Annotated in this window: 28 protein-coding genes; 11 read left to right on the top strand and 17 right to left on the bottom strand. The window is 39.0% G+C overall.

Annotated features, from left to right (window positions below):
• Complete coding sequence (locus SB49_RS10775) at positions 1–726, bottom strand: hypothetical protein (protein ID WP_062056449.1); 726 nt, start codon at positions 724–726, stop codon at positions 1–3.
• A 431-nt stretch (positions 727–1,157) separates the two neighbouring features.
• Here SB49_RS10775 and SB49_RS10765 point away from each other — a divergent pair, with 431 nt between their 5' ends.
• The 7 genes from SB49_RS10765 to rimK all read left to right on the top strand — a co-directional run bounded on the left by SB49_RS10765 (position 1,158) and on the right by rimK (position 7,536).
• On the top strand, positions 1,158–2,558 hold the full coding sequence (locus tag SB49_RS10765; RefSeq protein WP_062056446.1) for an arginine decarboxylase: 1,401 nt from the start codon (positions 1,158–1,160) through the stop codon (positions 2,556–2,558).
• On the top strand, positions 2,545–3,489 hold the full coding sequence (gene speB / locus SB49_RS10760; protein ID WP_062056443.1) for an agmatinase: 945 nt from the start codon (positions 2,545–2,547) through the stop codon (positions 3,487–3,489). The genes SB49_RS10765 and speB overlap by 14 nt, the downstream gene beginning before the upstream one ends.
• The gene (locus tag SB49_RS10755) at positions 3,476–4,453 is read left to right on the top strand and encodes a deoxyhypusine synthase family protein (RefSeq protein WP_062056441.1); all 978 of its coding nucleotides are present in this window, start codon (positions 3,476–3,478) and stop codon (positions 4,451–4,453) included. The genes speB and SB49_RS10755 overlap by 14 nt, the downstream gene beginning before the upstream one ends.
• 2 nt (positions 4,454–4,455) lie before the next feature.
• Positions 4,456–4,770 carry a hypothetical protein gene (locus SB49_RS10750; RefSeq protein WP_062056440.1) on the top strand — a complete coding sequence of 105 codons (315 nt, stop codon included), beginning with the start codon at positions 4,456–4,458 and terminating at the stop codon, positions 4,768–4,770.
• A 5-nt stretch (positions 4,771–4,775) separates the two neighbouring features.
• Entirely contained in the window at positions 4,776–5,561 is a 786-nt protein-coding gene (locus SB49_RS10745; protein ID WP_062056438.1) for an RMD1 family protein, read from the top strand.
• Positions 5,562–5,685: 124 nt separating this feature from the next.
• Entirely contained in the window at positions 5,686–6,102 is a 417-nt protein-coding gene (locus SB49_RS10740; RefSeq protein ID WP_062056436.1) for a VOC family protein, read from the top strand.
• Positions 6,103–6,159: 57 nt separating this feature from the next.
• Positions 6,160–7,536, top strand: a complete 1,377-nt coding sequence (gene rimK, locus SB49_RS10735; RefSeq protein ID WP_442983566.1) for a 30S ribosomal protein S6--L-glutamate ligase — start codon at positions 6,160–6,162, stop codon at positions 7,534–7,536.
• Here the strand turns inward: rimK and SB49_RS10730 are convergent, their stop codons facing one another.
• Positions 7,537–8,478 carry an NAD-dependent epimerase/dehydratase family protein gene (locus SB49_RS10730; protein ID WP_062056434.1) on the bottom strand — a complete coding sequence of 314 codons (942 nt, stop codon included), beginning with the start codon at positions 8,476–8,478 and terminating at the stop codon, positions 7,537–7,539.
• Between the two features lie 64 nt (positions 8,479–8,542).
• On the opposite strand from SB49_RS10730, the gene SB49_RS10725 reads away from it, so the two are divergent.
• Together SB49_RS10725 and SB49_RS10720 are read left to right on the top strand one after the other, a co-directional pair.
• The gene (locus SB49_RS10725; protein ID WP_062056432.1) at positions 8,543–9,043 is read left to right on the top strand and encodes a hypothetical protein; all 501 of its coding nucleotides are present in this window, start codon (positions 8,543–8,545) and stop codon (positions 9,041–9,043) included.
• Positions 9,036–9,536, top strand: coding sequence for a nuclear transport factor 2 family protein (locus SB49_RS10720; RefSeq protein WP_442983565.1), 501 nt, complete (start codon positions 9,036–9,038; stop codon positions 9,534–9,536). The genes SB49_RS10725 and SB49_RS10720 overlap by 8 nt, the downstream gene beginning before the upstream one ends.
• A gap of 62 nt (positions 9,537–9,598) precedes the next feature.
• Here SB49_RS10720 and SB49_RS10715 read toward each other — a convergent pair whose 3' ends face one another.
• From SB49_RS10715 to SB49_RS10705, 3 genes are all read right to left on the bottom strand, one after another.
• The gene (locus tag SB49_RS10715; RefSeq protein WP_062056428.1) at positions 9,599–10,339 is read right to left on the bottom strand and encodes a hypothetical protein; all 741 of its coding nucleotides are present in this window, start codon (positions 10,337–10,339) and stop codon (positions 9,599–9,601) included.
• A 114-nt stretch (positions 10,340–10,453) separates the two neighbouring features.
• Positions 10,454–11,263, bottom strand: coding sequence for an SDR family oxidoreductase (locus SB49_RS10710; RefSeq protein ID WP_062056426.1), 810 nt, complete (start codon positions 11,261–11,263; stop codon positions 10,454–10,456).
• Positions 11,256–13,535 (bottom strand): M28 family peptidase, encoded by a 2,280-nt coding sequence (locus SB49_RS10705; RefSeq protein ID WP_062059121.1) that lies wholly within the window; start codon positions 13,533–13,535, stop codon positions 11,256–11,258. The genes SB49_RS10710 and SB49_RS10705 overlap by 8 nt, the downstream gene beginning before the upstream one ends.
• Positions 13,536–13,759: 224 nt before the next feature.
• Between SB49_RS10705 and SB49_RS10700 the strand changes: the two genes are divergently transcribed.
• The gene (locus SB49_RS10700) at positions 13,760–14,224 is read left to right on the top strand and encodes a CBS domain-containing protein (protein ID WP_062056424.1); all 465 of its coding nucleotides are present in this window, start codon (positions 13,760–13,762) and stop codon (positions 14,222–14,224) included.
• 88 nt (positions 14,225–14,312) lie between these two features.
• On the opposite strand, the gene SB49_RS10695 is transcribed toward SB49_RS10700, so the two are convergent.
• The 4 genes from SB49_RS10695 to SB49_RS10680 all read right to left on the bottom strand — a co-directional run bounded on the left by SB49_RS10695 (position 14,313) and on the right by SB49_RS10680 (position 16,605).
• A complete protein-coding gene (locus SB49_RS10695; RefSeq protein WP_062056422.1) occupies positions 14,313–14,663 on the bottom strand; it encodes a hypothetical protein in 351 nt (116 codons plus the stop codon).
• Positions 14,664–14,721: 58 nt separating this feature from the next.
• Positions 14,722–15,576 (bottom strand): ChaN family lipoprotein, encoded by an 855-nt coding sequence (locus SB49_RS10690; protein ID WP_062056420.1) that lies wholly within the window; start codon positions 15,574–15,576, stop codon positions 14,722–14,724.
• 58 nt (positions 15,577–15,634) lie between these two features.
• Positions 15,635–16,072 (bottom strand): (4Fe-4S)-binding protein, encoded by a 438-nt coding sequence (locus SB49_RS10685; protein ID WP_062056418.1) that lies wholly within the window; start codon positions 16,070–16,072, stop codon positions 15,635–15,637.
• Positions 16,073–16,209: 137 nt separating this feature from the next.
• Positions 16,210–16,605 (bottom strand): hypothetical protein, encoded by a 396-nt coding sequence (locus SB49_RS10680; RefSeq protein WP_145758382.1) that lies wholly within the window; start codon positions 16,603–16,605, stop codon positions 16,210–16,212.
• A 199-nt stretch (positions 16,606–16,804) separates the two neighbouring features.
• On the opposite strand from SB49_RS10680, the gene SB49_RS15980 reads away from it, so the two are divergent.
• Entirely contained in the window at positions 16,805–16,972 is a 168-nt protein-coding gene (locus SB49_RS15980; RefSeq protein WP_145758381.1) for a lmo0937 family membrane protein, read from the top strand.
• 147 nt (positions 16,973–17,119) lie between these two features.
• Here the strand turns inward: SB49_RS15980 and SB49_RS10675 are convergent, their stop codons facing one another.
• The 8 genes from SB49_RS10675 to SB49_RS10640 all read right to left on the bottom strand — a co-directional run bounded on the left by SB49_RS10675 (position 17,120) and on the right by SB49_RS10640 (position 23,651).
• Entirely contained in the window at positions 17,120–17,761 is a 642-nt protein-coding gene (locus SB49_RS10675) for a DsbA family oxidoreductase (RefSeq protein ID WP_062056413.1), read from the bottom strand.
• On the bottom strand, positions 17,751–18,077 hold the full coding sequence (locus SB49_RS10670) for an EthD family reductase (protein ID WP_062056411.1): 327 nt from the start codon (positions 18,075–18,077) through the stop codon (positions 17,751–17,753). Before SB49_RS10670 ends, SB49_RS10675 begins: the two co-directional genes overlap by 11 nt.
• Positions 18,078–18,185: 108 nt before the next feature.
• Entirely contained in the window at positions 18,186–18,734 is a 549-nt protein-coding gene (locus SB49_RS10665; RefSeq protein WP_062056409.1) for a carboxymuconolactone decarboxylase family protein, read from the bottom strand.
• 67 nt (positions 18,735–18,801) lie between these two features.
• Entirely contained in the window at positions 18,802–19,365 is a 564-nt protein-coding gene (locus SB49_RS10660; RefSeq protein WP_062056407.1) for a TetR/AcrR family transcriptional regulator, read from the bottom strand.
• Positions 19,366–19,475: 110 nt separating this feature from the next.
• Positions 19,476–20,939: a serine hydrolase gene (locus SB49_RS10655; RefSeq protein WP_062056405.1), complete on the bottom strand. Its 1,464-nt coding sequence runs from the start codon at positions 20,937–20,939 to the stop codon at positions 19,476–19,478.
• Between the two features lie 89 nt (positions 20,940–21,028).
• Positions 21,029–21,568: a helix-turn-helix domain-containing protein gene (locus SB49_RS10650; RefSeq protein ID WP_062056403.1), complete on the bottom strand. Its 540-nt coding sequence runs from the start codon at positions 21,566–21,568 to the stop codon at positions 21,029–21,031.
• A 133-nt stretch (positions 21,569–21,701) separates the two neighbouring features.
• Positions 21,702–22,817 (bottom strand): DUF2914 domain-containing protein, encoded by a 1,116-nt coding sequence (locus SB49_RS10645; RefSeq protein WP_062056401.1) that lies wholly within the window; start codon positions 22,815–22,817, stop codon positions 21,702–21,704.
• Between the two features lie 480 nt (positions 22,818–23,297).
• Positions 23,298–23,651, bottom strand: a complete 354-nt coding sequence (locus tag SB49_RS10640) for a DUF779 domain-containing protein (protein ID WP_062056400.1) — start codon at positions 23,649–23,651, stop codon at positions 23,298–23,300.
• Positions 23,652–23,689 lie beyond the last annotated feature (38 nt).

The raw sequence follows: 23,689 nt of genomic DNA, 5'->3' as shown, positions 1-23,689 counted from the left end.
TTATTTTCTTGGGGACCAAATTTCATGCAAAGCATCACCTTTGCTGCTTTTTCCCTTATGATGCCAGTCGCCATCTTTTAGGTCATAGCTAAATAACAAGGTGGCACCTGCCCTTGAATTATCTCTTGAAAAAAACTGGATGTGCTCGCTATAAGTTCCGTTTTCAGAACTAAATGCACCACCTCCAGACCCAAAGAATTCCATTGTTTCCGTATTGAACGCAATCCACTGAAAATGTCCGTTAAGGAGAAATTTCATGGTCTTACGGGGGCGTGTGGTATCCCTTCTGCTTTCACCTTCTTCATTGACCCTTCCGGCCATCAGCCATTTCCCGTCCAATTCTTGTGGATTATATGAGTCGGCCTTCATTTTGTTATTACTCCCATCAAATTCCAGATAAAGTTGATTGTTTTTATAGGTATAAGGAATGGTAATGGTATTGATACTGTCATTCTTGTAATTAGAATTGAATTCCAGATTCAAAATGATATGATTATCTTTTACTTCATAAAAGCCACCGACCGTTTTTTTAAAGTTTGGGGGATTCTCTGAATAAATTGTGTGTACCAAGTAATTCTTATCAAATAAAAATAGATGGGAGGTGGTGATGTCTTCATTTTTTGATTCAAATGTATAGGCATTTGAAGGTATTTGTGCGCTCACCATGTTTAGTGTAGCAAAGAATATTACAAACACAGAATAAGCTCTTATTTTTTTGTGTTTCATTAGAAAGATTTTGATAAGTTAGATTTTAATATAATAATTTGATAGTCAACATGTTAAAAGTTTAATTTAACAATGAACAAGCCCTTTTGTCGTGTATTTTCACAATTCGGGTAATTTTTTTTAAATCCCTTGTTTTTTCATTTTTTTTGTTTTCATTTGTCATAGCATTTTGCTTCATGTTATGAAACGTTTTTATGTATTCGGACCATTGGAAATTAGGAAGATTATTCCAATGATTGCCCATCAAATAAGCAGCCGAATTTTAAGTGTGACTTCCGCTATGTCCTCGATAGTTCTGGGTTGTTCCAACTATCTCTATTCCATCAAGTTTTGATGGGAAATTTCCATTTGGAAATAAAATTAAAAAATAAGAATCCATCTTTTTACAATAACACTTCATTTTTTTTTAAGTTTATAAAAAAACTATTTTAATGAATATTAAATATATTGATCTTATCCACCAAAGTTATTACTTCCCTCAAGAGGAATTTAACCTGGATGGAGAGAGCCTTCAATTTCATGGAATTCCCCTATTGGAACTGGTTGAAAAATATGGGAGTCCCCTAAAATTTACATATCTGCCCAAGATATCGGATAATATCAATAGGGCGAATAAATGGTTTGAGGCGGCCATCAAAAAGAACGATTATAAAGGAAAGTACCATTACTGCTACTGTACTAAAAGTTCCCATTTTGAGCCTGTACTGAACGAGGCGCTAAAGAACGATATCCATATAGAAACGTCTTCGGCTTTTGATATCAATATTGTGGAGAAATTGAAGAGAACGGGTAAGATCAAGGATGATACCTTTGTGATCTGCAATGGCTTTAAAAGGGATCAGTACATAACCAATATCGGTAGGCTGATCAATGAAGGGCATCAGAACTGTATTCCCATTATAGACAATTATGAAGAAATAGACTTGCTATCAGATGAGATAAAAGGAGATTTCAAGGTAGGTATCCGTATCGCTTCCGAAGAGGAGCCGAAATTTGAGTTTTATACGTCCCGATTGGGCATAGGTTATAAGAATATTGTTCCTTTTTTCGAGGATCAGATCAAGAACAACGACAGGGTGGAGCTTAAAATGCTGCATTTCTTTATCAATACAGGGATTCGCGATAACGCCTATTATTGGAACGAACTTGTCAAATGTTTGAAGGTATATGTGCGACTAAAGAAAATCTGTCCATCATTGGACAGCTTAAATATAGGGGGAGGATTTCCAATCAAAAATTCTTTGGCGTTTGATTATGATTATGAATATATGATCGATGAGATCGTAAACCAGATCAACATCACCTGTCAGGAAGCGGAAGTGCCCGTGCCCCATATTTTCACTGAATTTGGAAGTTTTACCGTTGGTGAAAGTGGTGGAGCTATTTATGAGGTATTGTATCAAAAGCAACAGAACGATCGTGAGAAATGGAATATGATCGATTCTTCTTTTATTACAACCTTACCAGACACTTGGGCCATTAGTAAGCGATTTATCATGTTACCAGTTAACCGTTGGGAGGACGAATACGAACGTGTGCTGCTGGGCGGACTCACTTGCGATAGTGATGATTATTACAACAGTGAGCAGAACATGAATGCCATTTATTTGCCCAAATACAGAAGGGAAAAGCCCTTGTACATCGGTTTTTTCAATACGGGTGCGTACCAAGAGAGTATCGGTGGATACGGCGGTCTCCAACACTGTTTAATTCCACATCCAAAACATGTATTAATAGACAGGGACGAAAAAGGAAACCTTTCTACAACCTTATTTAGTGAACAACAAAAAGCAGAGGATTTGCTTAAAATTTTAGGATATGAGCGCGAATAACAATTATGCTGGCATTCCAGATGAGTTTGCACAATTGGAAAAGGCAAAGGTAGTTTTGATACCTGTACCTTATGATGGAACAAGTACTTGGGGCAAGGGAGCTGATAAAGGGCCCGAGGCATTTTTGGATGCTTCCGCCAATATGGAGTTGTATGATATAGAAACGGGGACCGAGGTTTATCAGCAAGGAATATTTCTGGCTCCTACCATTACCGAAAACAGTTCTGCCGAAGCGGTGGTGAATGCGGTACATAGAAACACCAAAGAATATATAAAACGCAATAAGTTTGTGACCCTTTTTGGAGGGGAGCATTCCATCTCCATTGGTTCTATCCGTGCCTTTAATGAGTGTTTTGACAATCTTACCGTTTTACAAATAGATGCACATGCGGACCTTAGGGAGTCCTATGAGGGCACAAAATACAACCATGCCTGTGCGGTGCACGAGGCAAGTCAGACTACCAACCTATTACAGGTAGGCATCCGTAGTATGGATATTATAGAAAAGACGTTTATGGATGAAGAAAAGACCTTCTTTGCCCATGATATTGTGAATGATGAATATTGGATGGACAAGGTAATTTCCCAAATGACCGATAACGTATTTATTACGTTCGATTTGGATGCTTTAGATCCTTCCATTATGCCCTCCACGGGAACACCGGAACCTGGAGGATTGTTATGGTATGAAACCTTGGAGTTTTTAAAACAGGTTTTTGCCGAAAAGAATGTAGTAGGTTTTGATATTATGGAGCTTTGTCCAAATAAGGTGGATAAATCTTCTGATTTTGTGGCAGCAAAACTTTACTACAAAATGTTAAGCTATAAATTTATGGAAGAAGCTATCGAGGATGCTTATGACAACACCTACGATGTGGACGCCAAAGCCGGAATTACTAATAATTCAAGATTCGAAGATGACGAAGACTAAGGGAGCAATCTCCAATTTTATTGAAAAATATTATTTACACTTTAACTCTGCAGCATTGGTAGATGCCGCAAAGGGGTATGAGGACCAATTGAACAATGGGGCCAAAATGTTGGTTTCCTTGGCGGGGGCTATGAGTACCGCTGAGCTGGGAAAGATTTTTGCAGAAATGATCCGTCAGGATAAGGTGCAGATCATCTCCTGTACAGGTGCCAACCTAGAAGAGGATATTATGAACTTGGTGGCGCATTCCCACTATAAAAGAATACCCAATTACCGAGATTTGACCCCCCAGGAAGAATGGGATCTATTGGAAAAAGGATTGAACAGGGTAACGGATACCTGTATCCCTGAACATGAGGCGTTTAGACGTTTACAGGAGCATATCTATAAGATTTGGAAAGAAGCAGATGAGGCGGGTGAGCGTTATCTTCCGCATGAATATATGTACAAGATGTTGCTTTCGGGTGTTTTGGAGGAGTATTACGAGATAGACCTTAAAGATTCTTGGATGTATGCAGCAGCAGAGAAAAACCTACCTATCGTTTGCCCAGGATGGGAAGATAGTACCATGGGGAATATTTTTGCTTCCTATGTGTTAAAGGGTGATTTGAAAGCTACCACAATGAAATCCGGGATTGAGTATATGACCTTTTTGGCCGATTGGTATACCGATAATTCTAAAGACGGAATTGGATTTTTCCAAATTGGAGGTGGTATCGCAGGAGATTTCCCTATTTGTGTCGTACCTATGCTTTATCAGGATATGGAACGTACAGATACGCCATTTTGGAGTTATTTCTGTCAAATAAGTGATTCTACCACCAGTTATGGTTCTTATTCTGGAGCTGTGCCCAATGAAAAGATCACTTGGGGAAAACTAGATATCAATACCCCCAAGTTTATAATAGAGAGTGATGCAACCATTGTTGCCCCATTAATTTTTGCTTACCTATTAGACATGTAATTATGGACAATTTAAAGAGAGTAATTGTAGATTTTAAAAAGCTTACCCCGGAAGTCCTAAAGTTGTTGGTTGACAAATATCCTGACGGGTATGACGATCAGAATATCATCTCCTTTAAAAATGCACAGGGTGAACGTATAGAGGCCGTTGAAGTAACCACTGATGATACCAAGTATTTGGTGAAGATTAGTGCGAAACTTGAAAAGACCATGGCCAATTATGATGAAGATGATTATGAGGATTTTGACGATAATGATCCAGAAGCTATTCCGGACATCGAAATAGCGGAAGAGGACGAGGATAACGATGAGGACTAAGATCCATGTTTGAAGTTGTCGCATTCCAAATAGCAGCTTCCATAAATATTAGGCAAAGTAAAAATCTCTTGCCTTTGGAAATCCTGTTCTCTGACAGTGTTGAACTATTCTTTAAAAATGGGGACAAACGATTTGTCCACATTTCCCAATATGGACTGGTCTCTTTTTTCAATCATTCGGAAAAGGAAATCCAAGCCATCTTAAAGCAATTAAGTACATTGTCAAAGGATAGGGTTCCTTATCAACTTTCAGAAAAAATACAAGTAGAGGTTATTCCTGGGCAGCAAAAAGTGACCTTCAACAAAGTTATTCTTCCAAATTTTGATTCCGAATCCATTCGTTTGGTCATGTTGAACACCTCCCAATCGGTTGCGTTGGATCGGTATTTGGAGATTACAGAGCAGTTGTTGGAAGAGACCAATGTGCATACCAAACTTTTAGAGCGAAACGGAAAATTGAAGATTTCGGGTAACCACCTGAAAAGGTTTATCGGGAAGGTGCTGAACATTAAGAACGAAATTTCAGAAAATCTCTACATCTTTGATTCCCCGGACAGCACCTGGGAAAATGAAGATCTTAACCGTTTGGATATGGAACTCAAGCAGACCTTTGATCTAAAAGATAGATATCGATATATTTCTGAGCGCATTGGGATTATTAAGGAAGATTTGGAACTCTTCAAAGATATTATGGAGCATAGGGAGAGCAGCCGATTGGAATGGATCATCATCATACTGATTTTAGTGGAAGTGTTGGATTTGTTCGTATTTCGAGTACTTGGTTTGGGGTAAAGGAGGGTTGAAATTCTTAAGGTCTATCAGTCAAAAAAGTACTTTCCAAAAATTGCTGTTCATGTACAAAAGGTATCGTTTAGAATTTGTAATTTAGAATGGATTTCATTTTAAATTAATAGTCATGGAACATGCACCTTTTCATATGTCTTTGCCTTGTTATAGCATCTCAAAGACCAGAGCTTTTTATGCGGACGTCATTGGGGCGGAGATCGGAAGAAATTCTACCCGATGGCTAGATGTGAATTTATTCGGAAACCAGATTACTTTTACCAAATCTGGGGAATTTAACTTCGTTTTCAGGACCTATAAATTTGGGGACACAGTATTGCCCTCTTTTCATTTCGGGGTTATCGTAGATTCAGATACCTGGGAGCGCATGTACAAAAAATTGAATACCCCAGATTATGAATTGACCACAGAGGTCACCTTTTTAAAGGATAAGACCGGGGAACACCGTTCATTTTTTATTCAGGATCCAAGTGGGCACTCCTTAGAGTTTAAGACTTTCAATGACCAGAGTGAAATGTTTGCCGAGTAACATTTTTTACCTTACTATTGCCCTTTCTTAAAAAAAGGGTCAACAATTATAATAATTATGGAATTGAAAGATTTGTCTATTATTGGAAGTGAAGAGTGGTGTGTGTTTAAAGAAATGGGTATTCCGGCCATTAAGGCCAGGGTAGATTCCGGAGCAAGAACCTCTTCTATCCAAGCGACAAATGCCAAGGTATTTACCAAAGGGGTACAGGAGTGGGTAAAATTTGAGGTCAATCCCTTACAGGATAACCGTAGTTTTAACATGCTTTGTGAGGCAAGGCTCGTAGACCGAAGGACCGTAAAAAGCTCCTCGGGAATTGCAGAAGAACGTTTGGTGATCAAGACCCCAGTTACGATGGGCAATGTAACCTTTGACATAGAACTTACATTAGCCAATAGGGATACGATGGAGTTCCGCATGTTGTTGGGAAGAGAGGCCCTCAACGACAGGTATATGGTAAACCCAGCAGAAATGTACTGCCTGGGGGATATTTCCAATGAGGAGATCACCGTGAAATATGCTCCTTATGTAAAGGAGAAATCTGGACTTAGAATTGCCTTACTGGCCAGTAACCCCAACCTATACAGTAACAAGAGGATTATGGAAGCAGCAGAGGCGAGAGGGCACGAAATTGTTTTCTTGAATGTGGAGCATTCCTATATGAAATTGGACGCCAACTCTCCTGAAATTAGATACCGTGGAGGAAATATCCTAAAAGCTTATGATGCCATCATCCCTAGAATAAAACCAGCTGTTACTTTTTATGGCTGCGCCTTGATAAGGCAGTTTGATACCTTAGGAGTCTATTGTCAAAACAGTGCTGAAGCAATTACCCAATCCAGGGACAAACTGTTCGCATCACAACTCTTTTCTAAGAACGATATCCATATTCCAATTACGGGTTTTGCCAAATCACCTATGGATACCAAGGATTTGATCCGTATGGTCAATGGGGCACCATTGATCATTAAACTTTTGGAAAGCACCCAAGGAAAAGGAGTGGTTTTGGCCGAGACCAACAAAGCGGCGGAGAGTGTTATCAACGCCTTTAAAAGTGTTCAGACCAATATTTTGGTACAGGAGTTCATTAAGGAAGCAAACGGACAAGATATCCGTTGTTTCGTAGTGGATGGTAAAGTGGTGGCCTCCATTCAGCGACAGGCAGAAAAAGGTGAGTTTAGGGCAAATATTCACCAAGGAGGGAAAGCATCTATCATCAAGATCACCCCTGAGGAGAAAAAATTGGCACTCAAAGCTTCCAAAGTACTGAACCTGGCCGTAGCTGGGGTAGATATCATTAGATCCAATAAGGGGCCCTTGCTATTAGAGGTCAACTCTTCCCCTGGCCTGGAAGGTATTGAAAATGCCACTGGAAAGGACATTGCCAATATCATGATCATGGCCATTGAAAAAAAGCTGAAGTTTAGAAACTGATTATTTTGATAGGTTGTCCAACATTTCTTGGGTGGTCCTTTCCAAATCAAATTCAGCTTTCCATCCCCAATCTTTTTGGGCCACAGAATCATCAATACTGCTCGGCCAAGAATCGGCTATTTGCTGTCTGGAATCCGGAGCGTAGGACATTTTAAAGTCAGGAATGTGCTTTTTGATGTTTTCCGCCATTTCTTTTGGTGTAAAACTCATGGCTGCAAGATTGTAAGAGGAACGTACCTTAATTTTTTCAGGAGCACTTTCCATAATAGTGATAGTGGCCCTAATGGCATCGTCCATAAACATCATAGGCAGCTTGCTGTCTTCTCCTAGGAAACTGGTATATTCTTTATCCGATAGCGCCTTGTGATATATTTCTACAGCATAATCAGTGGTGCCACCTCCTGGAAGGGTTTTGTGGCTTATTAAACCGGGATAGCGTACACTACGGACATCCACTCCGTACTTTTTAAAATAATATTCACACCAGCGCTCGCCGGTCTGTTTGCTAATGCCGTAAACCGTACTAGGTTCCATGATGGTATTTTGAGCGGTTTTCTCCTTAGGGGTATTGGGTCCAAATACAGCAATACTGGAGGGCCAGAATATCTTACTTATTTTATTGTCTTTGGCAAGGTTGAGTACATTGAAAAGGGAATTCATATTCAAGTTCCATGCACGCATCGGAAATTTCTCAGCGGTGGCACTCAACATGGCTGCCATCAAGTATACTTCGTCTATTTCGTAATGCATCACCACATCTTCCAAAGCCCCATAATTAGTAGCGTCCAAAAGTTCAAAGGGACCAGAAGCCATAAGATCTTTATCCCCCTCCCTTATATCACTGGCAATAACTTGGTCATTGCCATATCTTTCACGTAATGTATACGTAAGTTCTGTTCCTATTTGTCCGCATGCTCCTAAAATGAGAATGGATTTTGGCATAAAAATGTAGTTAAATGAATTCGTGGGCAAAGATAGCTTTTATTAAAATTTGTACATTAGCCTTATGGGAAAAATATTCTTTTTTGGTGCTGTGTTCCTTCTTGTAATATCATGTAAAGAGGGCAATACGGGAGTGGATAAGGAACAAGCACAAGAGGTGATGTTCGACTTAAATAATCTTCCAAAAAAAACAGGGATCAATCCGGAGGCCAAGGTGATCTTAAGGGATTGGGTAGAATTCAATGCTTTGCAGACCAGTTTTGAGGCGCTTTACAAAGTGCAGGATAAGGAAGGGTTGACCTTGGTTGTAGAAGATTTGATTGAAAAACAAAAATTATTGGAGACCTCCGACTTTCCTGAGGAGTTTAATGTTCCTCAAATAAAGAGTAGGCTCAAGGTGATAAAGACTGCTATCCTTAAAACAAAATTTAGTTTGGAATATGGCGTGGATACCGAGGAACCAACAACGGCTTTGGCTGAGGCATACAATGCATTTAGAAACCAGTTCACGGTGATTGTCAATAGTCGTCTGGACACAACATTAATTATAAATGAAAATGATTAAGATTTTAGGCATACTGACGATTTCATTTCTTTCAGTTACGTTATATGCACAGGAGCAGGAAGAAAAGGAATCTATTACTACAGTTTTAGATGAATGGCACAAGGCTGCATCAGATGCAAATTTTGAGGCGTATTTTTCAAAGATGACAGATGATGGGGTGTTTATTGGAACTGATGCTATGGAAAATTGGCAGAATTCTGAATTTAAGGAATTTTCCAAACCTTATTTTGATAAGGGGAAGGCATGGAGTTTTACAGCGCTTCAGCGTAATATTTATGTTAACAAGGCCATGGATATGGCATGGTTCGATGAACTTTTGGATACTCAAATGAAGCTCTGTCGCGGTTCTGGGGTACTCATAAAAACCGATAATGGTTGGAAAATTGCACATTATGTGCTGTCGATCGCCATTCCCAATGAAAATGTGGATGTAGTAGTGTCCCTTAAAAAGGCGAAGGACAGTGTCATTACCCAAGAATTAAAGGCTAATTAGGAAATCCAATAATAAAAAAGGGGGCCAAACGGCCCCCTTTTTTATTATCCTCTAAGCTAAAACTATTGTTTTTTAGCCTTTGTTTTGTCTTTTTTTACCTCAGGTACTTCTTGGGGAGCCTCTGTTTTTTCCTTTCTTGATTCCAAAGCTTGTTTGCTAAGGCTTGCCAAATTAAAGTTTGGGGCAAGGGTCAGTGCTTCATCGATTAGTGCAAGGGAGGCATCAATATTAGTTTTATCTATGTTGTAAGCTATCAGCCCTTTCAAATGTAGAAAGGCAGCTTTTAAGGAAACCTCATAAGGTTGCTGTCTTTCATAAAAGGCATAGCTCATTTCATCTGTTGCATTGGCAATACCATATTCGATATTAGCGGATGCACCTGCGGCATCCCCAGTCTGAATTTTTAGGTCGGCAAGTTCGTAGGCCAAATAGGCATCTGGGGACCTTTTGAACAAAAGTTCAAATTGTTCCAAAGCACGTTTTGGTTGATTCAAGGCCTTTAGTGATATTGCCTTTACTTGTAGGGCCAAATCAGAATCAGCTTCATTTTTATCAATGCCTATTGTATTGAGTGCCTGTATGTGTTGGTTGTCATTGGCATAAACATACGCCAAGGTATCCCTGCGTTCAATGGTGGGTGACATTACATTCAAATGTGTGAGGGCATTGATAACACCACTAACATCACCCTGTAATTTCATTTCATTATAGAATGCTTCATAATGCTTCTGAAGTTCACTTTTGGTCTGTGCGCCGCCATAAAATCCAAAGGCGAAAATTAGCACTACTATTAATTTTTTCATTTTCTCAGGTATTAAGTGCGCCAAAACTATTAAATTATTTTTAGTATTCTGTTAAGTAAATCCTTAAAGGTTTGTAGTTCAGTAAAAAAGTGGTCCCAGCGCCAAATTATCAGGTCATCCAACTATAGGTTTTTGAAAACGATATTTTTTGTAGTGCATCAAATTAAAGGGAACTATCTTTTTCCCTTGGGTGTTCGTGGGTTCTGAATAAATAGGAGCTTGAAGTCCTCTCTTTTGAGCTTCATTTACATAGTATTCTTGTTTTGGGGGATGATGGGGATATACCCCGTTGAATATCTCGCCCCAATACCCCTCTTTCACTATGGTTTCTATAATGTGGATGCAGTCTTCCAGATGTATGAGATTCACTGGATGGTTACCGTTAGATAGGTCTTTTTTACCGGACAAGTACGTAACGGGATGCCTTTTGGGACCTATAAGCCCGCCAAAACGAATAATGGTAGTTTCCAGATCTGGGTCATTTTTAAATTTCTCTTCCACCGCCAACAATTGTTTCCCTGATTCCGTTTCTGGATGAGGAACCGAAGTTTCTGTAACATCTCCTTCTATATCTCCGTACACCGAAGTGCTACTAATAAAGATAATTCTAGCAACACTACTGCCTTTTAAAGAGGCATGTAAATGTTTCATTTTCACCTCATAATTTTCTTTGTTGGAGCCTCTAAGGTTTGGGGGAACATTAATTACCAGGACCTTCACGTTCTTTAAAAATGCTTCAATAGGTCCCTCTATCCCATTTTCTGAAAGAGAAATTTTAAAGGGGAGAATTCCCAAAGACTTTAGGTCCTGTAATTTTTCTGAGGAGGTGGTGCTTCCATGAACGGTAAAACCTTCCTTTATCAAATGTTGGGCCAGGGGAGTGCCCAGCCAACCACATCCCATGATTCCTATAATACTATTCAAAGCGTAATTTTTTAGTTGTTAAAATAGCATCGTTGAGTATAAACGGCATTGGGATACTCGTTTCTGGTCTTTCAGGAACGCTGAACAAAGGGTGGCTTAGAAGATCATTGGAAGCCTCGTAAACTTGAAGTTCCAAAACCTGCTCTTTTGGAAACAGGAGTTCCAAAGTTGTGGCGTCATTGTTGCTGATATAATGGGTCAGCAATTTGCTCCCATTTCTATCCTTGAGGTAATAAGGGGAAAGTTCTATTTCATTGACCTTAACGGAGGTTAGGGGAACGGTATTGGTAAAAACCTCTAAGCGGTTCACAGGTCGCTGCGGGGTTATAGTAAGTTTAACCAAACGGTTATCGCCAACAATGGTGTCAAGAGATTTCTCTACTTTAGGAGCTGCTATTTCTTTTAAAGGGGCATTGGCACTATGAGTGAAGCCTGAGCTATATTTACTGCTGATCACTTGGTAATTTTCCGTTTTTAAGGTGGACCCCTCCAAGTAGGGTTTGTTCCAATCGATCAGGACATGATCGTAGGACACCCATTGCGCACTATTGTCGTCCGTATTAAGCACATAGAGCAGACTGCTGGGCTTAGCTCGATCTTTTGTGAAACCGGCATTGAAGTGGGCTGCTATTATGAAGATCACAAATAGTAACTGGCCCAAGAATGCCAGTTTGCTTTTCGATTTATAAAACCCAAAAATAGGAAGTAAAAGATAGAAGGTCAGGGAAGTCAAAATTGTTGAAGCTACCATCATTTTGAGCCCTAATCCCACTGGAAACATTTTAATGAAAGGGGCATAGATCCAAAGGGCAGGTAAAGCCAAAAAGACTAAGAGATAAGGATTTGGATCTTTTTGGTTGATTAAGACCAAAAAACAGGCCAATAGCGCAAAAGTAGGGATGATGAAAAAACTGGCGCCAGGTAAATAGAGGGCCACGGCTCCACAAATGATGAGCCATAATACGATAGGGGCTACCAGTAGATTGGAAATACTTATATCTCGGTATTTATGATACGCCCAAAAGCAAATTGCTATACTTAAAAAGACAAATGCGGCAATATAGTAATAGCCATTATAGGTAAACCCGTGCAACATATCAAGATATTGTGGATATAGCCATTTTAGAAGGGTCCAACTATAAAATCCGATCACCCCGTTAATCAGGAGTGAAATTGCCATAGGCAAAAACCCTTTGAAAATTTCTTTCAGGTGAAGGCGTTGTTTTTTAAAACCATAGACCAAAAGGCAAATAAACAAGATCAGGGAAAGAACGAACATGGGCCAAATCCAATCAAAGGGATAGGAGACCAGTTTAAAGAAGGGAACGTTAAAATAAACATCATCATTCAAACTTTTAAGGTCGCCTAAATCGGCATTGCTAAAATGCACTAATAGTGGCATTAAATAACTGCCCTGGTGCGCCAAGGTATTCCGGTCCAATCGCTCATAATTATCCCGCATTGTATGGTAATCGTAGTGGTCATCAATAAATGCAAAATTGAGCCCCTCTATATCGCGATCCTCTCTAAAAACTGTTAAATCGGTATCGTTGGGAAGCATTTTGTAGATGCTGTAGACAAGGGAATTAGCTACAGGAAATTCGGCACCGGCAGCCGTAAACTCTTCAATTAGTCTGCTGTTGCCCCTATTGGTTTCAATCAACATATAACTGGGGCCGCCACTTCCACGGGCCTCAAAGTTCAGCACTAGGCCAACCTCCTCGGCCCATGGGTGTTTGTTTACAAAGAGATCTGCTCCGTTCAGTCCAAGCTCTTCGGCGTCGGAAATCAGGATTATTATATCATTCTTTGGGATCTTGTTTTCGGAAAGAAAAGCCCTTATTCCCTCCAAAATAGTAGCTACGCCACTTCCGGCATCACTGGCACCAAGGGAAGAATGGGGGTTGCTGTCATAATGGGACAGTAACAAAAGTGCCTTGCCCTGTTCCGAACCGGGAATACGGGCCAAGATATTGGTGGCCTTGCTTAAATTGGCCCAGTCTCCTGCGGTGTACCCTTCTTGTAGTGAGGTTTTAAGACCCATTTCTTGAAGTTCGGAGACTATGTAGTCCCTCACTTCTTCATGAGCAGGAAACCCAACCGAGTGTGGTGCTTGGGATATTTTTTTGACATGTGTTAGAGCACGGTCAGTAGAAAAACTGTTGAGCAGGATAGTATCACTTTGCTGATAGGAAGGCATGGAGGAGCTAAAACTCCAATATGTGGCAAGCCCCAATAAGAAAAGGGTAATACCAGTGGTAAATTTTTTCATTAGGTCGTAGTGTTCCCTAAATGTATAAAAATCCCATGGGAATTTCATTCTTTACAACACGATATGGTAATTTGAGCATATTTCTAAGCAGTAATATTTCTTAATCTATTGATAAATATTTACAGTAATGATTAAAAGTATGTATTTTATCTATTATATGTGTTAAAATATTGCATCATATGGCGTAAAGTTCTATATTTAAAATTAACCTAAAAATCAACCATATGGGAATCAAAAGTTTTCAAGGCGCACGGGAGACCGTAAAAAAAGAATATTCCACCCCAATAATGGTCGAGGATTATATGACCAAAAAACTGGTAACCTTCAAACCGGAGCAATCCATTCTCGAAGTAATGGAGTTGTTTACTAAATACAATATTTCTGGGGGTCCGGTAATGGATGACAATAACTTTTTGGTAGGTATTATTTCAGAGGCAGATTGTATGAAGACCATTTCTGAAAGTCGCTATTTCAATATGCCTATTTTGGATAAGAATGTAGAGAAATATATGACCAAAAATGTGGAGACCATACCTCATGATATCAGTATCTTTGATGCCGCAGGAATTTTTCACAAGAATAACCGTCGTAGATTACCTGTATTGAAAAATGGTATTCTAGTAGGCCAAATCAGTAGAAAAGATATTGTTATTGCAGCCTTAAAATTATCGGGTCAAAACTGGAAATAGCAGCTTGTAAATATAAAAATGGTGTCTTAGTTATACGCTATAGATTTCTTAGGTAAATTGATATATCCTCCTTTCGGAGGATTATTTTTTATTCCCTTTTTACAATCATATAAAAGTCATTGTCGAGCGGTAAATACCCTAAATCGTACACAAAAAAGTAAACTGTTCCTTTTTGCGTCGTATAGAGATGGGTAAAATATTCAAAATCGAATCCTTTGTCAAGCAATTTAGATTTATTGGTCTTGGTTTTGCCATCCTGTAGGCTAAAGCTCTCTAATACTCTGTAATTTTTACGCAGTCGGTTATTGATATTCCGGATGAGGTTTTTACTGTCTTTGTTCAACCTATTGTTGAAAGCATTGCGACAGTAATCGGAACAGAATTTCTTGTCTACCCGGCCTATGATTTTCTCCCCACATTCGGGACATTTTTTCTCCATATTCAACGAAGATTATAAAATTTTGAATTAAGATACTGAAATTCTGTCGAATATTCTCTTAATAGGTGTTGGTCATATGGCTATCCACACATATGATAAAATCAGCCAATCCGTTGTGTTCCGGCAATAGCTTGTCAATTGATTCCTGGGAAACGGTGGATATGGAGGCATAGAGATATGTGGGTGCCGATTGTTTCAAATACCATAATATACCTTCATAGTTGTTAGAGTGATAAGCCCCGTTAAAATGGAGGAGCCTAGTTCCGGAATTGTAGTTCTTTAGGATAAAGTGGGCCATGGTGGCATCCTTTATCGCTTGGGCCATGACCAACTGTGGTGTGCCATGATCCCCCATCATTTTTAAGATATTTTGATATCCAGGCAATTCTGGGACAAATGGGATGGGCAAAGGTGCTATCCAAGCTTTTTCATGGAGTGTAAGGGTATCCAAAAATTCGAACCCTTTTTTATAGACCATGGAGGCATAACGTCTGGGTATATTGGTGGCAATGAAAGGGAGTTGGCGTTCTTTTGCAAAATTCACCAAGGGGGCGTAATCGGTTTTATAATTGGGCCAGAGTCGAGCCAAGGTGTCAAATGCTTTTTGGTCTATGGCGCCCTTGAGATAATTGTTCAAAGGCTCTTGATTATCAGTTTCGAACATTTCTGCCCCTAGGACCAAGGGCTTTGAATTGGCCAATTCAGATGCAATTTCATACTGCAACCAATGTACAATGGCATTGTTGTGCAGTTCCCCAAAAAGGATAATATCCTTTGAAGTAAGTTCCTTGACCATTTTGGCATAGGAAACTTTTTTTCCTTTGCTATTGTAAATGGTATATGCGGGTTTGTGTTGCGACAGTGTAGTGGTGAATACGAATAAGAAGAGTATCGGAAAAAGTATTTTTTTCATACAGGGTCAATCTGATTTGGTGCTGTATTTATAATAAAATTATTTTTTATTATAAAGATTATCCTTTAAAGCTTATTTCATTGTGGGTCCCGTCGCAATACGGTTTGTTGTTGGAGGCACCGCATCTACAAAAAGCAGTGATTCTTTTTTTTATTTCTTCCTTACCATTTTTGTCTTCCACCTTTAGCGTTCCATGCACCAACAGCGGTCCATTTTCTTTTACTTCTACTTTTGTTTCCATGTTGTCATTTTCTTTCTCGATTACCTTCTTTTCTTCATCATTCATATAATAGCTCAAAGCACCTGATGGGCATTTGGCAATTTGATCTTTTAATTCTTGGGTGGTTGCGTTCTCTGGGGTAATCCAGGGTTTCTCCTTAGGTTTGTACACATTGGGCAAAGCATGTATACATTCCTCTGAATGGATACAGGCTTTTGGCTTCCATACTACGGTAAGTTCACCGTTGCTATATTCTTTGGTGATTTCTTTATCCATAATAACTGTAATTTTTCATTCTTCAATTTAGTGAATTTTATCCGAAATTTCACTTTGGTCGGTGTAGGTAACAAAAAACTTGGGGGTGATTATCAAAAGACAATCACCCCCAAGCTAAGCATCGTACCCTTGATCTTCTACGGATATAACAATACCGCTTTGTCATTTTCACAAGTTATGCCCCTTGGTTCGGCGGGAACGGAACAGTCGGACATTATTCCTTGTTCCTCGTTGTATTTCTTTTGGGCTGATTTATGCTCTTCAACAAGCTTTAGAAAAGCAATGGTATCAATTTTACTGGAGTAGGCAATATAGCCATATGGTCCTCCACAGGGCTTGCTTCCAAAGGATGTATACCTCCATTCATCCGCATTTACGCATTTTTCGCTATTGGCAATTTCATTTATGCGGGCAAGCATATTGGAGAGCTCTATGGCTTCCTCTTCCCCTGAATTAGTGTCTTGGGTAATAGAGCATGAAAGCATGGATAGACAAATACATGATATCATGGCAAAATATGATTTTTTAATCATGGCGAAATATTTTTATTTAGGTGTAAAAAAACAAAAAAGGTTGCGTTTTGATCTATATTTTCGAGTGTGGATCCGGATTTTTAGTAAAATTTTATTTATCTAGATTTGTTGGAAACGCGTGACGGTATGAGTCAACAATTTATCCGATTGAAATTTTATTCTTTTTTACTTTAGCGGTACAACCATAAATGAAATTATTATGAGAAGTCTTCTTTGGCTAGTAGCCGTTATTTGTATCGTTATTTGGCTTTTGGGTTTATTAGGTGTAATCCCTGGATTAGCAACCGGCAGTTTAGTTCATATTCTTCTGGTAATCGCAGTTGTTGTGGTCTTATACAATATTATTTCGGGACGTAAACCCCTTTAAATTATTGGACTAAGTTTTGGTTGTCAAGGATGGGGAATGATTGAATGACGGTAATTCTTGGCTTACACGAAGCATGTAAAAAGGGTGACAATGGACTTCTTGGCCATTGTCACCCTTATTGGTTGAACTATTTTCGGAAGCCCATATTTAAGCAAGCAATGCTGTTAATACTTGTTTGTAAACATCCACTGGTTGCGCTCCTGTTAAAGCACTTTTATTGTTGAATACCATGGTAGGTACGGATGAGACCCCAACACCTTGCCAATAGGCTTCTTTGGTTTTGACTTCATAACGCGCATCATCGTTATCCAATCTTGCCAAGGCACCGTCCGTATTTAAACCGACGCTTTTTAGTTCTTGTAAAAGTATATCCCTATCTGAAACGTCCTTGCGTTCACTGAAATATGCTGAGACCAATCGCATTTTGAGTTCTGTTTGCTTCCCTTGTTCTTTGGCAAAATCCAATAAAACATGAGCGTCTCTGGTATTGACAATTTTCATGTCATCAAAATAATCAAAGGTAAAACCTAGTTCGGCGCCAACTTCGGCCATATGATCTTTTGAACGTTTCCAGTCTTCTGGTGAGGACCCATATTTATTTGCAATATGTTCCTGCACATTTTCGCCTTCCGGAGGCATATTTGGATTTAATTCAAAAGGTTGCCATTCCAGCTCAATCCGGTCTTGAACCCCCATTTCGTGGATTGCCTTTTCTAAGCGTTTGTAGCCGATGGTGCACCAAGGGCAAACAACGTCTGAAATGACATCTATTTTTATTTTAGACACCATAACTGTATTTTACGATCTCACTGATTTGAATTTCACCTTTAACATTGGTGTAGTTGGGTACATCGGCAGCAAACTTTTTTGCATTGGGTCCGAAAGTTGCCTGAAAAGACTCCAGGGAATCAAATGTCAAATGTGCCATGGCGATGTAAGGAGCAGATTCGGAAGGAGTTTTTCCTCCCAATCCAAGATTGAACTCCAACCCTTTAAGGGCGTCTCCCAAAGATTGCGCAATCATGGGCAGATGGGTGCTTTTATAATAGTCTGTGTCAAATTTTGCCCCTGGACTATTCGGATACATTACGGATACTTTTATCATATCATAAATTTTGAAAAAATTAAACTAGATAATTTAATATAAACTACGTTTTCCATGGGTACTGTACAAAACGCGTTTATTCTTAACTTCAATGAGACCTGTAAATCATTATTTTTTCCAAGCGAATTTCTCAAAGGCTTTGTCTACAGGTGTTTCTGCAATGTGGTTTACATAATTGCTAAGTACTTTTTGGGATAGCCCCAATATAATTTCCAAAAGTTGTCTTTGGCTGTAGCCTGCTGCATAAAAGGTCTCTAATTCTGCATCGGTTACATTGCCACGATTACGAACAATGGATAAAGTGGTTTCATGTAAAGTTTGTAATTTTTGGTTTGGCATTGCAGTCTGGTTCCTCAAGGCATCCGTGATTTCTCCATCTACTTTCATCATATGCGCAATTCCCGTATGGGCGGGGACACAATAATGGCATCCGTGCTCAACATTTATGGTCTGCCATACAACGGTTAATTCATCATTGTTGAAAGAAGAATTTTCAAATAAACCGTGTAACATTTGATATGCTTCCAGAATACCTGGAGACTCTGCCAAAACACCGTGGAGGTTTGGAATCATTCCGAACGATTTCAGGGAATTTTCCAATAGGGGTTTGCTATTTTCGGGTGCTGATTCGATGGTGTGAACTTTTAGTGTACTCATAATCTTATAGATTTAAATTAGTAAAATATTTATCTAAGCGACTGCTTAGCATGACGATAAAAAAATGTCACAGGTTTTTGAACGCTGTTTCAATAGCGTCCTCCAACTGCTTTTTATTGAAAATTTTTGAAGCTACGGATATGCCCAAGATAGCGGTCATTAAATAGTTGGACTCACTTTCTATGGTTTCCATATCTTTTTTGGAATCCTGTTTTAGGTTCTTTTTAAAGAGCTGTTTAATGTCATTTGCAAATTTTGTCAATTCAGTCATTAGCATTGGATCTGCATTCTGACCCAATTCATTTACCGTATTGGTAATCAGGCATCCTTTACAAACGTTATTTTCTTCTGAAAACTCCAGAAAGTCATAAAAGTATTGTTTGATACCCGCAACCCCATTTTGAGATTTTTCCAATCTATCGGTAATGCAGTGTATTTTTTTTTTGTAGGTATTGATACTTTCTAGAAATACACCTTGTTTACTTCCAAAACTTGCATAGATAGAGAATTGGTTTATCCCCATTTCCTTTTCCAACATACGTACGGATGTGTTTTCATACCCATTTCGCCAGAACAGGGACATTGCCTTTTCTAAAACCTCTTGTTCTATATATTGTTTTTTTCTGGCCATGACTTCTTAACTACATATCAAAACTAAGCAATTGCTTAGAAATAGAAAAACATTTAAGAGGACTTTAGTATTAGGCAGATGGGAGGGTGGAAACCCGCGAAATACTTATACTATCTTTTATTCCACAATTCCCTTCCACCATAAAGATGATTTGTCAGTAGTTCTTCTAACACCTTATTTTTATTGTCACCGTTCAGGAAAACAACAAATCCGTTTTTCGACTTTGGAAAAAATACGGCAAGGGTGCTTACACCGGGATCTTTACCGCTATGTAGCAGTAAGGTTTCATCGTTGCTGAATCCGGTGAGAATTTCCCATCCAAGACCAAAATAATTATTTTCCCCAACCATAACCTGATGCTCTTGCATTTCAAGAAATAGTTCATTTGAAAGTCCAGCCCCATTACTAGTATAGGCTATGAACTTAGCGTAATCTTCCACTGTGGTGAGGAGGTTGGCAGCCGCATTGGCTTCGTAATATTTGTTTGTGGTAATCTGCTCGCCATTTTCATCAAAATTCCTGGCATACCTAGTTTCGTCCACGGATTGATCCCACCAAAACCTAGTGTCCGTCATCCCGATTGGATCGAAGAGAAATTCTTTTGTCAGTTCTTCTAAACTTTTGCCAAGCTTAACTTCTAGAGCTCTCCTTAGATATTCAAAACCTTCCCCTGAGTACTGATACTGCGAACCGGGATCGAACTCAAAAGTTAGGTTGTCTTTATCCGAGAGGTATCTCCAGTTCGGAAATCCGGTTTGGTGGGATAGTATAAGTCTAGGAGTTAATTTTTTTGTTCTGGGATCATCTTTAACATCGGGATCTACCCAATAGGGATACAAAGGCTCATCTAATTCCAGTAATCCCTTATCCACAAGTTTTAAGGTGGTCATGGCGACGATAGGCTTGGTCAGGGAGGCTACCTTAAAGATGGTATTATAGGGGGCTTTCGTTTTTTTGTCCAAGGTCCCATACACCTGAATTCTTGTAAGCTTCCCATTTTCTATGATACCCAGTCCCAAGGCAGGTACTTTATTGTCTATCAGTAATTGCTCCATCCCACCGGCTTGTCCATCTTCGGGTTGTGGGTCTTGGTGATCATAGCTCAAGGCTTCACTTAGTTTCCAAACACCTTGTTCCAAGATCCAAACGTGGGTGAATTTCGCTGTACTTGTGGGTAAACCTACTTTTCTGTTTTCCCGAATATAGAAATGATGGCTGCCCTTTTGAATAACGCCATACAGTTTGCCATTGTTATAAAGAGGAAACAGTTCCAAACTTGTTTCATCTACCTTTCTGATGGGTTTCTTATCTGGACTGGAACAAATGTTTTTCTTAATATTTTCGAAAAATACCTTCCGATCCTGGAATCCGCCTTGATCGTGATAAAATTTTAAATCTTTGGCTATATGTGCTTCCAGATAGATCAGGTCACATTGGTTAAACCCTTTTTCAAAGAAATCACTGTCTTGCTTTTTTAGTTCGATAAATAAAGGAGAATTCCTGTCAACTTGTCCTTTAACTCCGAAAGTACCAAATATGAGAATAAGTGCGGTTAAGATTTTCGTCCCTGCCATGAAATGTAGATTTTAAGACAAAAATTAGAAATCCGCAGGAATTTTTATCAAAGCAGCCCCGCCAATATACCGCCAAATGAGCGACAGTCTCAAATAAAACTAAAGTTCAGCCTAAAGTATAATTGCTTGGTCTTATCAATGGCCGCGGTATTTCTGATAATAACGAATATATTGGCAAGGACCAATAGAACCATAACCATCAAGGTGAACTCATTCCCCAGGGCAAGCCAATTTTTAAGGAATGCACTCGTCATAAAAATGATAAAAGATAGTATGGTCATTAATATTTGAACAGATACAATCTGTTTGGCCAAGGGATTAAATTGCTTTTTAGCAAACATGATCAATAAGGGGAGCAAAATATTTGCAGGGGGAAAAATAGTGCCCAGCAAAGAAGAAAGGTTAATGAGCTTCAACAAGGTGTAGTTCAACTCCCCTGTACCTTCATTTTTTTTAAGTAAATCATTTTCAGAAATGCCCAAGGTGGTAGCCAAAACCTTAAGGGTATGGCCTTTTGGTTCTGTCCCAGCCTCAATGCGCTGAATAGTTCTCACCGAGATACCGGATTTTTCAAATAACTCCTTCTGGGTCAGGTTTAAGCTTTCTCGAATCTCTTGCAATCTGGACATTGATCAAGGGTCAATTAAAATCTTCCAACTGGTAGACGAGGTTAAAAATAGTAATTAATTTTTAGTTACCTGAATTGAGTTTGATAGGTTTTAGGTTCCTCCATGAGCAGAGAAGAAATATATTTCCCTTAGTTCAAAATTTCTTCTGGACCACCCTGTGTGGCTTCAGGGATGTACTGATAACAATCTCAAAATCGATTACCCCCAAGACCAGTTCTTCTTCAGTGATGACTGCAACTTTCCATAGTCCAGATTTAACATTGTTCTTGTAGGTATAGCCACGGTATCCGTCATCCCTTCCTCCTTTAATATCATAGCCAATGTCCTCCATTATTTCCCATTCGCCTGTGGTCTCGTTGTACCATTGCCACCTATGCATTATTGATTTTTCCAAAGCTGTTGGGGCAAATATGGAAGAGAAGACATACACATTCTCATCAGGATGGTGAATAAACTTGAGCCTGTGACTTCTCCAAAACACATACCATTCATCGGTCTCATAACTGACGATATATTTATTGTTTTCCATTTTTATATCATGTGCAACAATGCCTGTATCCATGGCAAGAGGTACTGGGGGAATGAGTTTTAAAAAGTAAAATGCATTGATCAGCATATAGACAGATAATATAATGCCAACTAGTTTAACAATACTTATTTCTGATCGTGTACTGGGACTTAGGCTATAAATTAAAAATATTAAGACCAGGGTGCATCCCAAACTGACGAACCCCGAAAAAATAAAAATCAGAGTGTTCATTTCACTTATGAAAACAGGGATGATAAAGCTGAAAAAGGTGAAGCTTATAAAAAAATACACGCTAAATTGTAAGTACTTGTTGGAAATCCTTTTTTTAAGCAACTCATTGGCGAAAAATAACATGAGCAAGATGATGAAAAAGGAAATGGTCTTGGACAAGGAAACACTTCTGGAGAAATAGATTACATAGGCGCTGGAAAGTCCCCCAAAGAAAAACTGTATGGCTAAGGGAAGGTATAGTTCATATCGTTCTAGGAGCGTATCTTTCCATCTACCGTCGTCAACCAAATTATAGAGATACAAGGTTACGGTCAGTGCGGTCATGTACAGACACAGGACAATAAGGTCGTACAAGCGATCTATACGGCCAAGTGTCAGGGTGTCAAAAATAAACCCCGCAATGAAAAACAGTAAAGGGGCATATTTCTGATGTTTCTTGGTAAAACGGTGAAATGCACTATTTCTAAACCTGGCCAATGCTCTTTTCATATCTTATCCTCAACAAAATTAGTACCTAAATTCCATGGGATTGATTGCTCCTTTTGGAATGGAAACATGGCTGACCAAAATTAGGGTAAACCTTCAATATAATTAACCTTAAACATTTTATTTATGCTTGTAATAAAAAGTATTGTGATTGTGAAGAACAGAACTTGGATCAGAACTGACCTTTAGGAAGGTGTTCCATGTTATTGAAGCACAGGTATAGGGTGCTTGTGCGTCTTTTTTTTGCCTTTTTTGAAGAGGAAAAATATTGGTTAATTACGTGTTTTTGTAAAGTCTTATACTGTTGGGAAATTTTCAATAATGGAGGGATTTTTGTTGGCCAAAACTAGTTTTGAAACCCTTTTTTTTGGAAACCTTCCTTCCTACTGTGTTTGGCTCCAAAGATCATAATGGAAAAGGCTTTTTTTTAGAAAAGGAGGGGTGTATCTAGCCACTGAGACCGGATCCATTGCTGCTATAATCTTATGAATTGAGGGCCTCATTTTCCTTCTCTGTCAAAAGCCTGGAATGAATAATAAATCGCAGTCCAAGTGGAATTTCGAGGGAAAAACTGGAACCACGTCCTTTGGTAATGTCAATGGTTAAATGTGTATGTTTCCAATATTCGAATTGATCTTGGTTCATATAAAAATTTACACCTTCCAGGGTGCCCAATAAGATGTCGCTTTCATCTAGGTACATGTCGCCCTCTTCAAATATCATAGGGGACGAACCATCACAACAACCGCCACTTTGATGAAAAATAAGTGGGCCATGTTGTTCCTTCAATTGGTTCACAATCTTTGCTGCGTTATCTGTAATCGCTATTCTCTCCATTTGTATATTTAATAAGAAAGGCTGATTTTTTTAATCAG

The sequence above is a fragment of the Sediminicola sp. YIK13 genome (genome assembly GCF_001430825.1).
GTDB lineage: Bacteria > Bacteroidota > Bacteroidia > Flavobacteriales > Flavobacteriaceae > Sediminicola.
The sequence above is the reverse complement of the archived record's forward strand: the minus strand, read 5'-3'. Positions and strand labels throughout refer to the sequence as shown.

What these genes read in the sequence shown, in the direction of transcription:
- SB49_RS10750 (WP_062056440.1), top strand. Translation starts at nt 4,456, where the DNA reads ATGGACAATTTAAAGAGAGTAATTGTAGATTTTAAAAAGCTTACCCCG.
- SB49_RS10685 (WP_062056418.1), bottom strand. Translation starts at nt 16,072, where the DNA reads ATGGATAAAGAAATCACCAAAGAATATAGCAACGGTGAACTTACCGTA.
- SB49_RS10765 (WP_062056446.1), top strand. Translation starts at nt 1,158, where the DNA reads ATGAATATTAAATATATTGATCTTATCCACCAAAGTTATTACTTCCCT.
- SB49_RS10655 (WP_062056405.1), bottom strand. Translation starts at nt 20,939, where the DNA reads ATGGCAGGGACGAAAATCTTAACCGCACTTATTCTCATATTTGGTACT.
- SB49_RS10695 (WP_062056422.1), bottom strand. Translation starts at nt 14,663, where the DNA reads ATGGAGAAAAAATGTCCCGAATGTGGGGAGAAAATCATAGGCCGGGTA.
- speB (WP_062056443.1), top strand. Translation starts at nt 2,545, where the DNA reads ATGAGCGCGAATAACAATTATGCTGGCATTCCAGATGAGTTTGCACAA.
- SB49_RS10740 (WP_062056436.1), top strand. Translation starts at nt 5,686, where the DNA reads ATGGAACATGCACCTTTTCATATGTCTTTGCCTTGTTATAGCATCTCA.
- SB49_RS10775 (WP_062056449.1), bottom strand. Translation starts at nt 726, where the DNA reads ATGAAACACAAAAAAATAAGAGCTTATTCTGTGTTTGTAATATTCTTT.
- SB49_RS10660 (WP_062056407.1), bottom strand. Translation starts at nt 19,365, where the DNA reads ATGGCCAGAAAAAAACAATATATAGAACAAGAGGTTTTAGAAAAGGCA.
- SB49_RS10690 (WP_062056420.1), bottom strand. Translation starts at nt 15,576, where the DNA reads ATGAAAAAAATACTTTTTCCGATACTCTTCTTATTCGTATTCACCACT.
- SB49_RS10705 (WP_062059121.1), bottom strand. Translation starts at nt 13,535, where the DNA reads ATGAAAAAATTTACCACTGGTATTACCCTTTTCTTATTGGGGCTTGCC.
- SB49_RS15980 (WP_145758381.1), top strand. Translation starts at nt 16,805, where the DNA reads ATGAGAAGTCTTCTTTGGCTAGTAGCCGTTATTTGTATCGTTATTTGG.
- SB49_RS10675 (WP_062056413.1), bottom strand. Translation starts at nt 17,761, where the DNA reads ATGGTGTCTAAAATAAAAATAGATGTCATTTCAGACGTTGTTTGCCCT.
- SB49_RS10650 (WP_062056403.1), bottom strand. Translation starts at nt 21,568, where the DNA reads ATGTCCAGATTGCAAGAGATTCGAGAAAGCTTAAACCTGACCCAGAAG.
- SB49_RS10670 (WP_062056411.1), bottom strand. Translation starts at nt 18,077, where the DNA reads ATGATAAAAGTATCCGTAATGTATCCGAATAGTCCAGGGGCAAAATTT.
- SB49_RS10725 (WP_062056432.1), top strand. Translation starts at nt 8,543, where the DNA reads ATGGGAAAAATATTCTTTTTTGGTGCTGTGTTCCTTCTTGTAATATCA.
- SB49_RS10755 (WP_062056441.1), top strand. Translation starts at nt 3,476, where the DNA reads ATGACGAAGACTAAGGGAGCAATCTCCAATTTTATTGAAAAATATTAT.
- SB49_RS10730 (WP_062056434.1), bottom strand. Translation starts at nt 8,478, where the DNA reads ATGCCAAAATCCATTCTCATTTTAGGAGCATGCGGACAAATAGGAACA.
- SB49_RS10720 (WP_442983565.1), top strand. Translation starts at nt 9,036, where the DNA reads ATGATTAAGATTTTAGGCATACTGACGATTTCATTTCTTTCAGTTACG.
- SB49_RS10745 (WP_062056438.1), top strand. Translation starts at nt 4,776, where the DNA reads ATGTTTGAAGTTGTCGCATTCCAAATAGCAGCTTCCATAAATATTAGG.
- SB49_RS10700 (WP_062056424.1), top strand. Translation starts at nt 13,760, where the DNA reads ATGGGAATCAAAAGTTTTCAAGGCGCACGGGAGACCGTAAAAAAAGAA.
- SB49_RS10645 (WP_062056401.1), bottom strand. Translation starts at nt 22,817, where the DNA reads ATGAAAAGAGCATTGGCCAGGTTTAGAAATAGTGCATTTCACCGTTTT.
- rimK (WP_442983566.1), top strand. Translation starts at nt 6,160, where the DNA reads ATGGAATTGAAAGATTTGTCTATTATTGGAAGTGAAGAGTGGTGTGTG.
- SB49_RS10715 (WP_062056428.1), bottom strand. Translation starts at nt 10,339, where the DNA reads ATGAAAAAATTAATAGTAGTGCTAATTTTCGCCTTTGGATTTTATGGC.
- SB49_RS10665 (WP_062056409.1), bottom strand. Translation starts at nt 18,734, where the DNA reads ATGAGTACACTAAAAGTTCACACCATCGAATCAGCACCCGAAAATAGC.
- SB49_RS10680 (WP_145758382.1), bottom strand. Translation starts at nt 16,605, where the DNA reads ATGATTAAAAAATCATATTTTGCCATGATATCATGTATTTGTCTATCC.
- SB49_RS10640 (WP_062056400.1), bottom strand. Translation starts at nt 23,651, where the DNA reads ATGGAGAGAATAGCGATTACAGATAACGCAGCAAAGATTGTGAACCAA.